The 13,109-nt window shown below is 50.1% G+C and carries 11 protein-coding genes; 7 read left to right on the top strand and 4 right to left on the bottom strand.

The features are described from left to right. Positions 1 to 197: 197 nt before the first annotated feature. The 5 genes from ACUVQO_RS07945 to lpxB all read left to right on the top strand — a co-directional run bounded on the left by ACUVQO_RS07945 (position 198) and on the right by lpxB (position 6,308). A complete protein-coding gene (locus ACUVQO_RS07945) occupies positions 198 to 2,630 on the top strand; it encodes a BamA/TamA family outer membrane protein (protein ID WP_445925350.1) in 2,433 nt (810 codons plus the stop codon). Further along, positions 2,630 to 3,619, top strand: a complete 990-nt coding sequence (gene lpxC, locus ACUVQO_RS07950) for a UDP-3-O-acyl-N-acetylglucosamine deacetylase (protein WP_445925351.1) — start codon at positions 2,630 to 2,632, stop codon at positions 3,617 to 3,619. Before ACUVQO_RS07945 ends, lpxC begins: the two co-directional genes overlap by 1 nt. Before the next feature lie 90 nt (positions 3,620 to 3,709). Then, positions 3,710 to 4,249, top strand: coding sequence for a 3-hydroxyacyl-ACP dehydratase FabZ (gene fabZ / locus ACUVQO_RS07955; protein ID WP_445925352.1), 540 nt, complete (start codon positions 3,710 to 3,712; stop codon positions 4,247 to 4,249). Between the two features lie 6 nt (positions 4,250 to 4,255). Further along, on the top strand, positions 4,256 to 5,116 hold the full coding sequence (gene lpxA, locus ACUVQO_RS07960) for an acyl-ACP--UDP-N-acetylglucosamine O-acyltransferase (RefSeq protein ID WP_445925353.1): 861 nt from the start codon (positions 4,256 to 4,258) through the stop codon (positions 5,114 to 5,116). Continuing rightward, complete coding sequence (gene lpxB, locus ACUVQO_RS07965) at positions 5,109 to 6,308, top strand: lipid-A-disaccharide synthase (RefSeq protein ID WP_445925354.1); 1,200 nt, start codon at positions 5,109 to 5,111, stop codon at positions 6,306 to 6,308. The genes lpxA and lpxB overlap by 8 nt, the downstream gene beginning before the upstream one ends. Before the next feature lie 176 nt (positions 6,309 to 6,484). Here lpxB and ACUVQO_RS07970 read toward each other — a convergent pair whose 3' ends face one another. The 3 genes from ACUVQO_RS07970 to ACUVQO_RS07980 all read right to left on the bottom strand — a co-directional run bounded on the left by ACUVQO_RS07970 (position 6,485) and on the right by ACUVQO_RS07980 (position 10,337). Next, the gene (locus ACUVQO_RS07970) at positions 6,485 to 7,522 is read right to left on the bottom strand and encodes a sigma-70 family RNA polymerase sigma factor (protein ID WP_445925355.1); all 1,038 of its coding nucleotides are present in this window, start codon (positions 7,520 to 7,522) and stop codon (positions 6,485 to 6,487) included. A 459-nt stretch (positions 7,523 to 7,981) separates the two neighbouring features. Next, a complete protein-coding gene (ppk1, locus tag ACUVQO_RS07975) occupies positions 7,982 to 10,114 on the bottom strand; it encodes a polyphosphate kinase 1 (protein WP_445925356.1) in 2,133 nt (710 codons plus the stop codon). Continuing rightward, positions 10,107 to 10,337, bottom strand: a complete 231-nt coding sequence (locus tag ACUVQO_RS07980; RefSeq protein ID WP_445925357.1) for a hypothetical protein — start codon at positions 10,335 to 10,337, stop codon at positions 10,107 to 10,109. The genes ppk1 and ACUVQO_RS07980 overlap by 8 nt, the downstream gene beginning before the upstream one ends. Before the next feature lie 77 nt (positions 10,338 to 10,414). Between ACUVQO_RS07980 and ACUVQO_RS07985 the strand changes: the two genes are divergently transcribed. Both ACUVQO_RS07985 and ACUVQO_RS07990 read left to right on the top strand, forming a co-directional pair. After that, entirely contained in the window at positions 10,415 to 10,699 is a 285-nt protein-coding gene (locus tag ACUVQO_RS07985; RefSeq protein ID WP_445925358.1) for a hypothetical protein, read from the top strand. Positions 10,700 to 10,809: 110 nt separating this feature from the next. Continuing rightward, positions 10,810 to 11,286 (top strand): hypothetical protein, encoded by a 477-nt coding sequence (locus tag ACUVQO_RS07990; protein ID WP_445925359.1) that lies wholly within the window; start codon positions 10,810 to 10,812, stop codon positions 11,284 to 11,286. A 76-nt stretch (positions 11,287 to 11,362) separates the two neighbouring features. Here ACUVQO_RS07990 and gndA read toward each other — a convergent pair whose 3' ends face one another. Further along, positions 11,363 to 12,808 (bottom strand): NADP-dependent phosphogluconate dehydrogenase, encoded by a 1,446-nt coding sequence (gene gndA / locus ACUVQO_RS07995; RefSeq protein ID WP_445925360.1) that lies wholly within the window; start codon positions 12,806 to 12,808, stop codon positions 11,363 to 11,365. Positions 12,809 to 13,109: the final 301 nt, after the last annotated feature.

Consider the following 13,109-nt stretch of genomic DNA (forward strand, 5'->3'; position numbering starts at 1 on the left):
AGTAATTATGAAAGCAAGCTTTTAGAGGAATGGTGTTTTGAATCACTATCGAGAAACCATAAGGTAAGTATTGGTACTCATCAATGCGGTAGAATTTGACGGTTTACCTTGAGATTGCATTGTCGTCTTAACTTTGTCCCATTTGACCTGCTTCGAGCAGGATGTGGTGTGTGGTCGTGCTAAACAGCTTCAACAAGATGCAGTTTTCTCCGTTAGCAGTGGCACTGCTGGCGACTTCTGCTGCCTTTGGCTTATCCAATGCTGCTAACGGACAAACGGTTGATGCGCCCTCTGCTGATGCTGACTCTGCTTCTATTTCGATTCCGATCGCTCCTGCTGATTTGGCCTCAGGGGAAGAAGCTAGTAAGAGGAGGAGTAGTCCCCCATCGCAGACTTTCAAGTCCATTCAACCCAGTCTGCAAAAACCAGTCATCCCCGCCAAAAACATCACTCCTCTGCAGACCCAGAAGCCTGGGCAGAAATCAACCCAGAAGTTGGCTGATAAACCAGTCGAGAAGACTCCTCGAGCCACGATCGCGTTGCCCGTTCGGATCTCTTCCGATCTTTCCTCAGCCGATGTGCTGTTTCTGCCTTTAGTGATTGCCCAGGCTGGTGCGGGACAGGAATCACCTGATCGCTTGCAGATCAATCCTTTTTCCCCAGGGCAATCGCAACCTAGTGCCCCTCAAATTCCTGCCCCAACTGCGCCCACGGAAACGGCTCCAACGACTCCTTCTACTCCGGCTCCCGAAACTCCCACCACTCCAGTTCCTGAAACCGCTCCTCCTAGCACCCCTCCACAAACCTCAGAGCCAGAACCGAGAGTTCTGGTATCGGAAGTGGTGGTGAGCGGAGCAGAAGGTGACCTGGTCAATGAAGTATATGGTGCCATTCGGACACAACCGGGCCGCACCACCACCCGTTCTCAACTCCAGGAAGATATTAATGCCATCTTTGCCACAGGGTACTTTTCCAATGTGAGGGCCGTTCCAGAAGATACGCCGCTGGGGGTACGGGTGACGTTTGAGGTCACGCCCAACCCAATTTTGCGATCGGTACAACTGGAGGGTAATACCGTCTTGCCCCCCTCAGAGATTGAAAAAGCTTTCGGGGATCAATACAGCAAGATCCTCAACCTCAACGCCTTAAAGGACGGGATCAAAATCCTCAACCAGTGGTATCAGGACAATGGCTATGTTCTAGCTCAGGTCCTCGATTCCCCTGCTGTCTCACCCGATGGAGTGGTTACCCTGCAGGTGGCTGAGGGCCAGGTAGAAGCCGTCAAAGTCCGTTTCATCAATAAAGAAGGGGAAGATGTTGATTCCAAAACGGGGAAACCGATTCGAGGTCGTACCCGTGATTTTATCGTTACCCGCGAGTTTCAAACGAAGCCCGGAGATATCTTCAATCGTCGGATTATTGAGCAGGATCTGCAGCGTGCTTTTGGACTGGGTATTTTTGATGACATCCGCCTCTCCTTGCAGCCGAGCGAAACCGATCCTCGCAAAGTGATCGTGATTGCCAACGTGGTCGAGAAGAACGCAGGCTCTATTTTTGCCAGTGCGGGGATTAGCTCAGCCAGCGGTCTGTTTGGGTCGGTCGGGTATCAGCAGAATAACCTGGGTGGGAATAACCAGAAGTTGGGAGCCGAGGTGCAGGTAGGCCAACGGGAATTGCTGTTCGACTTGAACTTTACTGACCCCTGGATTGGCGGCGACCCCTTCCGCACTTCCTACACCATTAACCTGTTCCGGCGACGGACGATTTCGCTGATCTTTGATGGTGGCGAACGCGAAGTGAATCTTCCCAATGGAGATACTCCTAGGATTCTCAGAACAGGTGGGATTCTCAGCTTTACTCGTCCACTGAGTCGAGATGTCTTTAGGCGAGCCGAGTGGATAGCTTCTTTGGGCTTGCAGTATCAGCGGGTTTCAATTCGGGATAGCGATGGTCGGTTAAGCCCAGTGGATGAGTTAGGGAACAGTCTTAGCTTTAGCGGTACGGGTCGAGATGATCTGCTATCGCTGCAATTTGGCATTGTGCAAGATCGTCGTAACGATGTATTACGGCCAACCTCAGGCTCTTTACTGCGATTGGGAACTGAGCAATTTCTCCCGATTGGGGAAGGAAATATTCTGGGAAACCGCTTGCGGGGAAGTTACAGTTACTACATCCCCACTCAACTGGCGAAATTTACGGCAGGTTGTCGCAAAGTCAATCCGACCCCAGCTGATTGCCCTCAAACCCTAGCTTTTAATATTCAGGGTGGTGCATTCCTGGGCGATTTACCGCCTTACGAAGCCTTTGCGTTGGGCGGTAGTAATTCAGTACGAGGTTATGGTGAGGGTGAACTGGCGGCTGCCCGGGATTTTATTCAAGGAACGATCGAATACCGCTTTCCTGTGTTCAATATTATTTCCGGTGCCCTGTTTGTTGATGGAGCCTACGGGTTTGGCTCTCAGGGATTGGTACCAGGGAATCCAGGTGGGAATCGAGGAAAGCCAGGGAAGGGTTATGGCTACGGGCTTGGGGTGCGGGTACAATCTCCACTCGGCCCAATCCGGGTTGACTTTGGGATTAATGACCAGGGGGATACCCAATTTAGTTTTGGCATTGGGGAGCGGTTCTAATGGAAGTAGAAGTCAGTCGTCCCGCTTTCCCCCATCCATCCAAGGCTACCGAAATACTGGGGGATGGAACTGTTAGTCTGTCGTCTCAAGCTTCTGAGCCGTCCCTTTCCCTGGCTCGATCGGCTGTTCAACACACGCTTAACGCCCCTTTTACATGCTCTGGAGTTGGGTTACATACTGGTGTGACTGTTACTATTCAGGTGATGCCTGCCTCAGCCAATCAGGGACGATATTTTGTCCGCACCGATTTACCCGATCAACCAAACATTCCGGCTCACATTACTGCCGTTAGCCAGACGATGCTTTCTACGGAACTGGCTGCAGGAGAGGCTCAGGTGCGAACTGTAGAGCATTTGCTGGCGGCTTTAGTAGCCATGGGTGTGGACAATGCCCGGATTGAAATTAATGGGCCGGAAGCGCCCCTACTGGATGGGTCGGCGCAGGAATGGGCAGCGGCGATCGCCCAGGTGGGAGTGGTTGCCCAATCTGAAGGTGCTCCTGAGTGGAGCGTGCAAACCCCTGTGTGGATTCAGGATGGGGATGCCTTTGTAGCTGCTCTGCCCGCCCCGGAACTGCACTTTACCTACGGGATTGATTTTGACTTGCCTGCGATCGGGAATCAATGGCATAGCTGGTCACCGGTTAAAGAACAGAGTTTTGCGGGAAGTAGTTCAACCTTTCTGCAGGAAATTGCTCCCGCCCGTACTTTTGGTTTGGCTCACCAGATTGAATATCTGCGATCGCAAGGGTTAATCAAAGGTGGCAGCTTGGATAATGCCCTGGTTTGTGGAGCAGAGGGGTGGGTTAATCCTCCTTTGCGATTTGCAAATGAGCCAGCCCGTCATAAACTTTTAGATTTAGTGGGGGATTTAAGTTTGTTGGGAAAAATTCCAACTGCTCATTTTTTGGCTTACAAGGCCAGCCATCAGTTGCATACGCGACTGGCGCGATCGTTGTATGAAACCTACCTGGCTGAAGTGGAAGATTAGCAATTGCCTGTCTAACCTGCTCAGTGCCCCACTCACTCGATTTCTGCTCAAAGTTTTCGATTCCCTGCACGTTTATCAAAGACCCTACCGATGTCAACTCTCACTGATTTCAATGCTGCTGATTCCTCCCTCAGTCATGGGCAACCTTCAGAAAAGCAAGCTATGGACAAGTCAACGGCACCTCATTCTGAAGTAAAAAGCACCTTGTCGATTGAAGAAATTCATCAGCTCCTGCCTCACCGCTATCCGTTTTCTCTGGTCGATCGCATTATTGACTATGTTCCCGGCAAGCTAGCCGTTGGCGTAAAAAACGTCACGTTTAACGAACCCCATTTCCAGGGTCATTTCCCCGGTCGTCCGATTATGCCCGGTGTGCTGATTGTAGAAGCGATGGCCCAGGTGGGTGGTATTGTGCTGACCCAAATGGCTGACCTGCAAGGTGGGCTGTTTATGTTTGCGGGGATTGATGGCGTGCGGTTTCGTCGCCCTGTGGTTCCGGGCGATCAGTTGATTATGACGGTGGAACTCTTGAGCGTGAAGCGCCGTCGGTTCGGCAAAATGCAGGGACGGGCCGAAGTGGATGGACAACTAGCGGCAGAAGGCGAATTTATATTCTCGTTAGTAGACTGAGGAGGCTTGAGTTATAACTCTCAATTCATTATTGCTATGGCAACCCTGATTCATCCCACTGCTGTTATTCATCCTGGTGCTGAACTCGATTCCACAGTGAAGGTCGGCCCCTATGCTGTGATTGGCGAGAAAGTGAAGGTCGGCCCTGAGACGTGGATTGGAGCGCATGTCGTTCTGGATGGGTGGACTGAAATTGGGGCACGCAATCAGATCTTCCCAGGAGCGGCGATCGGACTGGCTTCCCAGGACAAGAAATATGATGGGTCGGATAGTCTGGTGAAGATCGGTGACGATAACCGGATTCGTGAGTTTGTCACGATTAACTGTGCCACCTATGCCGATGAGGTGACGTTGATTGGCGATCGCAACCTGATTATGGCTTATACCCATGTCGCCCATAATTGTGTAATTGAGAATCAGGTGGTGATCACGAATGCTGTGTCTTTGGGAGGCCATGTTTATGTTGAGTCTCAGGCCAGAGTCGGGGGCATGACCGGAATTCACCAGGGGGTGCGGATTGGCCGATTGTCTATGGTTGGAGGGATGAGCCGAATTACCAGAGATGTCCCCCCTTATTTTCTGGTAGAAGGGAATCCAGCACGGGTACGGTCGCTCAATCTGGTTGGCTTACAACGGGCTGGGGTGGCCGATCTGGAAAATGGGGAAGTCTTCCGCTCCTTGAAGCATGCCTTTCGGATTCTGTATCGATCGGGTCTGCCCCTGAACGAAGCATTGGAGAAGCTAGAAACGCAACTGAGTAATGAGTATCTGCAACATTTGCATCAGTTTCTCCAACTGTCTCAACAGGTCGGTCGGCGTGGGCTAACTCCAGGAGCCAAAGTAGGTGAAGACTCAGAGGGTGACTAGGCTATTTATCAGTACTGGGGAAGTCTCAGGCGACTTGCAAGGGGCACTGCTCATCGAAGCGTTGCACCGTCAGGCCGCTTTGATGGGCTTGGAACTAGAGATTGTAGCTCTGGGGGGCGATCGCATGGCCAGGGCAGGGGCAACGTTGTTAGGGAACACCAGCGAAATTGGCTCAATTGGCCTGTTTGAATCCTTGCGGTTTGTTCTACCCACGCTCCAGGTGCAACGACAGGCCAAGCATTATCTCAAGCGGCACCCGCCCGATATGGTTATTTTGATCGATTACATGAGTCCCAATATTGCCTGGTGCGGCTACTTCTCTCAATTTTTTCCTGAAATCCCTGTGGTCTACTACATCGCACCGCAAGAGTGGGTGTGGTCACTCAACTCTTACAATACCGATCGCGTAGTGAAAACTACGAAAGTGTTGGCCATTTTTCCCGAAGAGGCCCGCTATTTTCAGCAAAAGGGGGGCCGGGTGAGTTGGGTAGGCCATCCACTGGTGGATCGAATGCAAACGGCATTAAAGCGAGATAGTGCCCGCGCTGCACTGGGGATTGCCCCCGATCAACGTCTGATTACCTTGCTGCCTGCCTCTCGACAACAGGAAATCAACTACCTGCTCCCCGTGATCTGTCAAGCAGCCCAGCAGATTCAGGCGAAGCTTCCTGAGGTGCATTTCTTGATTCCCCTGGCTTTGGAAAAATATCGACAGCCGATCGAGCAGGCTATTCAGCACTATGGATTACAGGCTACTGTGATTTCCGATCGCATCGGCACTCAGACCGATGCTCCAGAAACCTCCATTACCCTGCAGGCAATCGCAGCGGCAGATCTGGCAATCACCAAATCGGGCACTGTGAATCTAGAAATTGCGCTGCTGGATGTGCCCCAAGTCGTACTTTACAAGGTCAACTCGATTACGGCCTGGGTACTCAAACATGTACTAAAGTTTTCTATTCCATTTATGTCTCCTCCTAACCTGGTGATGATGCGGGCGATTGTGCCAGAGTTCATGCAGGATGAGGCCACTCCAGATAATCTGGCTCAGGAATCTCTGGAAATTCTCCTCAATCCCGAACGCCGTCGAACCATGATGATCGATTACCAGAACCTGCGGCAGGTATTAGGAGAACCGGGAGTCTGCGATCGAGCAGCGAAGGATATCCTGCAACTTCTCCTGACGAAATAGTGGGTAGGAGATGGGGTGTTTTGGGCAGCGGACGACTTACAATCGCTTTCCTTAATACTTACAATCGCTTTCCTTAACATTTATCATGCCCCATACGCTATCCCCCATCCCAGTAAATAGCGCTATGCTGGATGCACTTTGAGAAGCGCAAACACTTGTCGTCCACTGCTAACGGGTTAACGCATCCAATCCTTTAAGAGGGCCTGACGGCGAGGATGGCGAAGTTTTCGCATGGCTTTGGCTTGAATCTGTCGCACCCGTTCTCTGGAAAGATGATACAGTTCACCAATTTCTGACAGAGTGTAATGCTGCCCATCGGTGAGTCCAAACCGCAGTTTGATGATATCTCGTTCCCGATCGCTCAAATGCTCCAAAACAGAGTTCAGGCGATCGCACAATAATTTGTGATCCAGGCAATCATTGGGAGCAACATTATCGGAATCTTCAATCAGTTGCATGAGTTCCGTATCTTCTTCCCGACCTACCCAGGCGTGCAAAGACAGTGTCCCCTGGCTGACATCTAAAACATGGTCTAATTTGTCCTCATCAATCTCTAGCTCCATCGCAATTTCTTGTTTCGTGGGTTTACGGCCCAATTTCTGTGAGAGCGTTTGACGCGCTTTGCGAACCTGATTCAGTTTTTCCACCATGTGAACGGGTAGGCGCACCGTTCGAGATTGGGACGCGATCGCGCGGGTAATTCCCTGACGAATCCACCAGTAAGCATAGGTCGAGAATTTATATCCCCGCTCATAATCAAACTTTTCTGCGGCTCGCATCAACCCCATCGCTCCTTCCTGAATCAGATCCAGAAAGGGAACGCCCCGATTGAGATATTTCTTAGCAATTGAAACCACCAGACGTAGGTTCGATCGCACTAATTTACGTTTGGCAATTTCGCCTTGTGGCCCTCCTTTAACAATTTCACGAGCTAACTCAATTTCTTGGGCTTGAGTTAGGAGAGGGTAGCGTGCCATTTCGCGTAGAAATAAGCCCACAGAATCATCTGTCAGACCCAGACGTTCTGCTTTTGTAAACTTGACGGGAGGCTTCCTGGGGGCAAAGTTAGATGCATCTAAATGCTGTTCTAAATCTTCCAGTTCATCCTTATCAATATCAATCTCGATATCCAGATCGATATCGAATTCTTGCTCGATAGAACTGGTTTCAATAGCATCAGTTTTTCCAGGATTGGAAGGCGATTCGGCACTCATACACACTCACATAAACCATTTGCTGAGAAGTTGCGTAAAATTGCCTCCAACTTTAGCAAAAAACTTAGAAAATGCATCTGTTTCTTGTAAAGAAAATCTGAATTTTTGTTTCAGACTCAAGACGTTTTACAACATTTTGAAATTGCCAGTTTTTTTGCTGATAAAAAGGCACAAGAAAATTGGCAATGCGTCAAGACAAACCATGACACACCACCTGTTGTACACCTCAGGTCATAATAACCGAGAAGACAATGCTCGACTTTTTAAGCGTATGAAATTCCCATCCATTATCTGCCCTCTGTCATTCGTAATCAGATGCTAGACCAATCACAAATGACGGATGACGAATGACGAATGACCAATGACTCCCTACGAAAAAGCAGAAATCCCGTCTGGTTGGTTCATTTGACCTCTCTGTACAAACTAGGGATTAATCCTACCCTAAGTTTTCAAAAATGGTTAAACAATTTCCATCAAAATTTTTTGTGAACTTTGTTCGGGACTATCTGCCGCTGGACGACGCTGCACGTATCGGCCATCGGATTGCAGATCCCAGGCTTGACGATTGTCGGCCAGCATAATGCCCAGCACCTCTTCTAGGTCTTTGGCGATCGCGGGATCCTCCACGGGCATCACTGCCTCTACCCGGCGATCGAGATTGCGGGGCATCCAGTCGGCACTACCGATAAAAATTTCTTCCTGGCCTCGATTGTGAAAGTAAAAGATACGCGAGTGTTCCAAAAAGCGGCCCACAATACTCATAACGCGAATATTGTCACTGACTCCTAGTACTCCCGGACGCAGGCAGCACATGCCGCGCACAATCAAATCAATCTGCACCCCGGCTTGAGAGGCTTCATATAAGGTAGCGATCAGGGGCTGGTCAATCAGGCTGTTCATTTTGGCAACAATCCGCCCATGAAATCCCTTACGGGCGTGTTCTGCTTCCCGGCGAATTAAAGCGGTCATGCGATCGCGCAGACTGACAGGAGCCACTAATAATTTCCGGTAGGTCTGTTGCCGGGAATAGCCCGTCAGGAAGTTAAATAAATCCGTTAAATCTGCACCCAAGTCTGGCCGACTGCTGAGGAGTCCTACATCGGTATAAAACCGGGCCGTTCTGTGGTTATAGTTGCCAGTCCCGATATGAACATAGCGATGCATCCGTCCGTCTTCTCGACGCACTACTAGCACCACTTTGGTATGGGTTTTGAGGCCGACCAATCCATAGACGACGTGAACTCCGGCACTTTCTAACTTGCGTGCCCAGTTGATATTGTTTTCTTCATCAAAACGGGCTTTCAGTTCCACCAGCACGGAGACTTGCTTGCCATTCTCGGCAGCAGCAATCAGGGCATTGACGATCGGTGAATCCCCAGAGGTGCGGTAAAGCGTCATCTTGATGGCCAGCACTTGGGGATCGTAAGCCGCTTCGGTAATGAACCGCTGCACCGTTCTGGAGAAGGAATGATAAGGATGATGTACCATCACATCTTGCCGGCGCAAAATCGTAAACACGTTATTTTGAGGGTCAACTTCATCCTCAGATAACTCCGGCAAGGACTGGAAGGCTGCAGGAATAGAGGAGGGCCAGCGGGGATCTTTCAATTCCGGTAAGGGCAGATCCATCAAGGAGATTAAGTCCCGCAGGCATAACAACCCATTGGCTTCATACACATCCTGTTCGGTCAAATCCATCTCATCCAGCAACATCGTTCGCAGGGTGTCCGGCATGGAAGCGTGGATTTCTAACCGCACCACCGAACCACCGACGCGACGTTTGCGCAACTCCTGCTCGATCGCCAGCAGCAAATCCTCGGCTTCATCTTCAGAGAGATCCAAATCGCCGTCCCGTGTCACCCGGAAGGGATGGTATTCCTGAATGTTCATGCCCGGAAACAGGTGGGCCAGGTTATGGGCAATTACTTGTTCTAAAGGCACACCGGTCCAGATCGCAGGTTTCCCTTTTTCCTGCGTCCGGAGGGCTTGCGGCAGCGGCAGAAAGCGGGGTAAGCTACTGGGCACTTTCACACAAGCATACAATTCTTTCCCGGTTTCGGTGTCTTGAATAACAACGGCCAGGTTCAGGCTGAGATTGGAAATGTAGGGAAACGGATGGCTGGGGTCGATCGCCAGCGGCGTAAGTACGGGAAAAATTTGGGCTTCAAAATAGTTATGCAGATAATTCCGCTGTTCCTGGTTGAGGTCTACGTAATCCAGCAGGTAAATGCCCTGAGCAGCCAACTGAGGCCGGAGGGCTTGCTCAAAGTGCTGATGTTGTTGCGTCACCATCGGACGCAGACGCTGGCTGATCAGGTCAAGCTGTTCCTGAGCGGTGCGGCCATCGGCAGAGAGACGAGTCACCTGAGCTTCCACCTGTTGTTTCAGGGCGGCCACCCGTACCATAAAGTACTCATCCAGGTTAGAGCTAAAGATGGAGAGAAACTTTAAGCGCTCCAGCAGGGGAGTACGGGGGTCAAAGGCTTCGTGTAACACCCGATTGTTGAATTCAATCCAGCTTAATTCTCTATTAAAATAATATTGAGGGTCGCTCAGGTTAATTTTTACCGGAGGCGCTTTGCGTTTACGCATGATCGCCAAATACCTCGTCTTCAATGCCTACCCAGAATTCTCCCAAATTCACCAGATCCTGGTGTAGATCCGTGATCGCAGCTTCGTACTCTTCTGGGGACAGATACTCCCGCTTTTCTTGTATTTTTTTTAATCGTAGCTGTAGCAATAGCCAGGGTTTGGTGATACCGTTAGTGGCCTCAATATAGTGGGCAAGATTCTGACTGTTTAGCTTTTGGTTCATGGGACTGTTCACTTCTAGATAAACTCCTATAATTTCCCTGTAACGTTCTACTCCACAAGTTTACCGTGGCTATCTCCATGCCTTCCCCCAATACGTTGGATCTGGCAAAACAAGGTGATCCTGAGGCGATTGCTACGATTCTGACGTACCATCTCACGCAACGGTACAACATGACGGCCAGTGTTATTCGTCTGGGTAACTATTTATCGGTGCTGGTGGAGGCTGCGTTTCCCCCAGATCAGGACACCATGGTTGGGTTAGTTCAAGAATTGTGCAAAGTTTGGCCATTGCAGCGATTGCGATCGTTGAAATCAGTGCGCGACAAATCGGCGATCATGAGGTGCTCTGGAGTCAGACAATAGAGTTACTCTCCGATTACCAGCCAACGGCCATGAATGATAAAATCTCAACGCCCAATTCTGTTACTAGATCGGATCTCTCGCCACTAGAAACTGTTGCAACAGAAGCTAAGATGACGGAAAACTTGGTTTCTGACTTTAGCCCGTCCGATATTGGCTCTTCCCCGATTGCTCCTGAATCAACCGCTTCCCCACCTGCCGCAATTCCACAACCCACTAAGACTGAAAGCCCACTTCTATCGGAGCCGCAAACGCCTTCTGTGGCTACGGCCTCAACTTCCTCAGAAACCGGGCAGGATGAATGGCAGGAGATTCTGGATAAATTGATGGAACGGCCTGAAATGCTGGCGATCGTTGCGTTTGCGTTGGTTGTGGCTTGCTGGGATGCTTATATTGACTGGATGATGGAGGCTGATCCTGCTCAACCGTTATCCGGTCGCAAGTTGGCCCATCGTTTGGGAGTGACGTATAAGACGCTCGATCGCTACAAGTCCCGCCCCAATTTCAGTAGCTGGAGCCAGGAATTAGACCCGGATGGAATTGCCTGGAGTTATGAAAACAGCAGGTTTATTCCCAAAGCGTCCCTCTAATAGCGATCGCACATTAAATCATTGCTTTTGTAAGATTCTTTGTAGGGCAAACAGCCGTTTGCCCCTACAAAGAATTTCACTTCGCCATTGTCGGTTCAGGAACTTCATCTGCAACGTGAATCCAATCCGTATGGAAGACGCCGGGTTTGTCAATCCGTTCGTAGGTATGAGCACCGAAGTAATCGCGCTGGGCCTGGGTGAGGTTTTGTGGCAGGCGATCGCGACGGTAGCTGTCGAAGTAATCCAGTGAGGCACTGAAGGCAGGAACGGCAATGCCCACCTTGGCAGCGGTGGCAACCACGTCTCTCCAGGCGGACTGGCGATCGAGGATACTTTGCTTAAACTCTGGAGCCAGCAGCAGGTTTGGTAGAGATGGATTTTCATCAAAAGCGTGCTTGATCTTATTTAAGAAGCCTGCCCGAATGATGCAGCCACCCTTCCAGATACGAGCACACTCACCCAGATTTAAGTTAAAGCCGTAAACTTGAGAGGCTTTACTGAGCAGTGCCATGCCTTGAGCATAGGAGCACATTTTAGAGCAGTAGAGTGCATCCCGCACTTTAGCAATAAAGGTTTTTACGTCTCCATCAAAGGTCGTGGATGGGCCAACCAGTTCTTTCGCTGCAGCCACCCGCTCTTGCTTGTAGGAGGACATGATCCGGGCCGTGACTGCCGCAATGATCGTGGGAATTGGTACCCCAATTTCTAGCGCATTATCGACTGTCCAACGTCCCGTTCCCTTTTGTCCTGCTGCATCCAGAATTTCATCCACCAGGGGAATGCCTGTGTCTGGATCCATCACCTTAAATACATTGGCTGTAATCTCAATCAGGTAGGAGTTGAGTTCATCGGTGGTGTTCCACTCGGCAAAGACTTCATGCAATTGAGTGGCATTCAGTCCCAGCACATTTTTCATCAGGTCATAGGCTTCTGCAATCAATTGCATATCGCCATACTCAATGCCGTTGTGTACCATCTTCACGTAGTGGCCTGCCCCTCCTGGCCCAATGTAGGTGACGCAGGGGCCATCATCCACCTGAGCCGCAATCTTGGTAAGAATCGGCTCCAGATAGTCGTAAGCCTGCTTCGTACCACCGGGCATCAGGCTGGGGCCAAGCAGTGCGCCTTCTTCCCCACCACTGACCCCCATCCCAATGAAGGTGAATTTTTCCGATTCCAAAGCCGCTGCCCGTCGTTGAGTATCTGTGAACAAGGAGTTGCCGCCATCAATCAGAATATCCCCCTCATCTAACAGGGGTTTCAATTGATCAATTACGGCATCAACAGGAGCGCCTGCCTTTACCATGATCAGAATCTTGCGGGGGCGTTCCAGGGAAGCGACAAAATCTTCCAGGGTATAGGCCGCCACAAAATTCTTTCCCTGGGCTCGCGTTGCCATGAATTCATCTGTTTTTTCACGGCTGCGGTTGTAGACAGCCACAGGAAATCCGTTGCGTTCAACGTTTAATGCCAAATTTTCGCCCATAACGGCGAGACCGATTACACCAAATTGTTGTGTCATAAGAACTCGCTGGTAACTCTGCAACTTGCCGGAGCTGTCCATTTCTCTCAGGGTAGCTCGATCGCCATAGATTAGCCTGGAAGAAGAGATTAAGACTCTAGATTAGGGTGAAATTCTGAAGCTTTCTTGAGTAGTTTCTGAAATAGGCTAAAGGGCTTGCAAAAAAGAACTTTTAAGCCTGAGTCATGTGACGTTACATCCCGACAATTTGAAACCTTTGCTACCATTTGTTCTGCGTAAAATGACAGAGGACGTTGATAATAAAGTTTCAAGACAATTTGAGACGGTGTTTAAATAGTCT

The organism is Leptodesmis sp. (genome assembly GCF_052746595.1).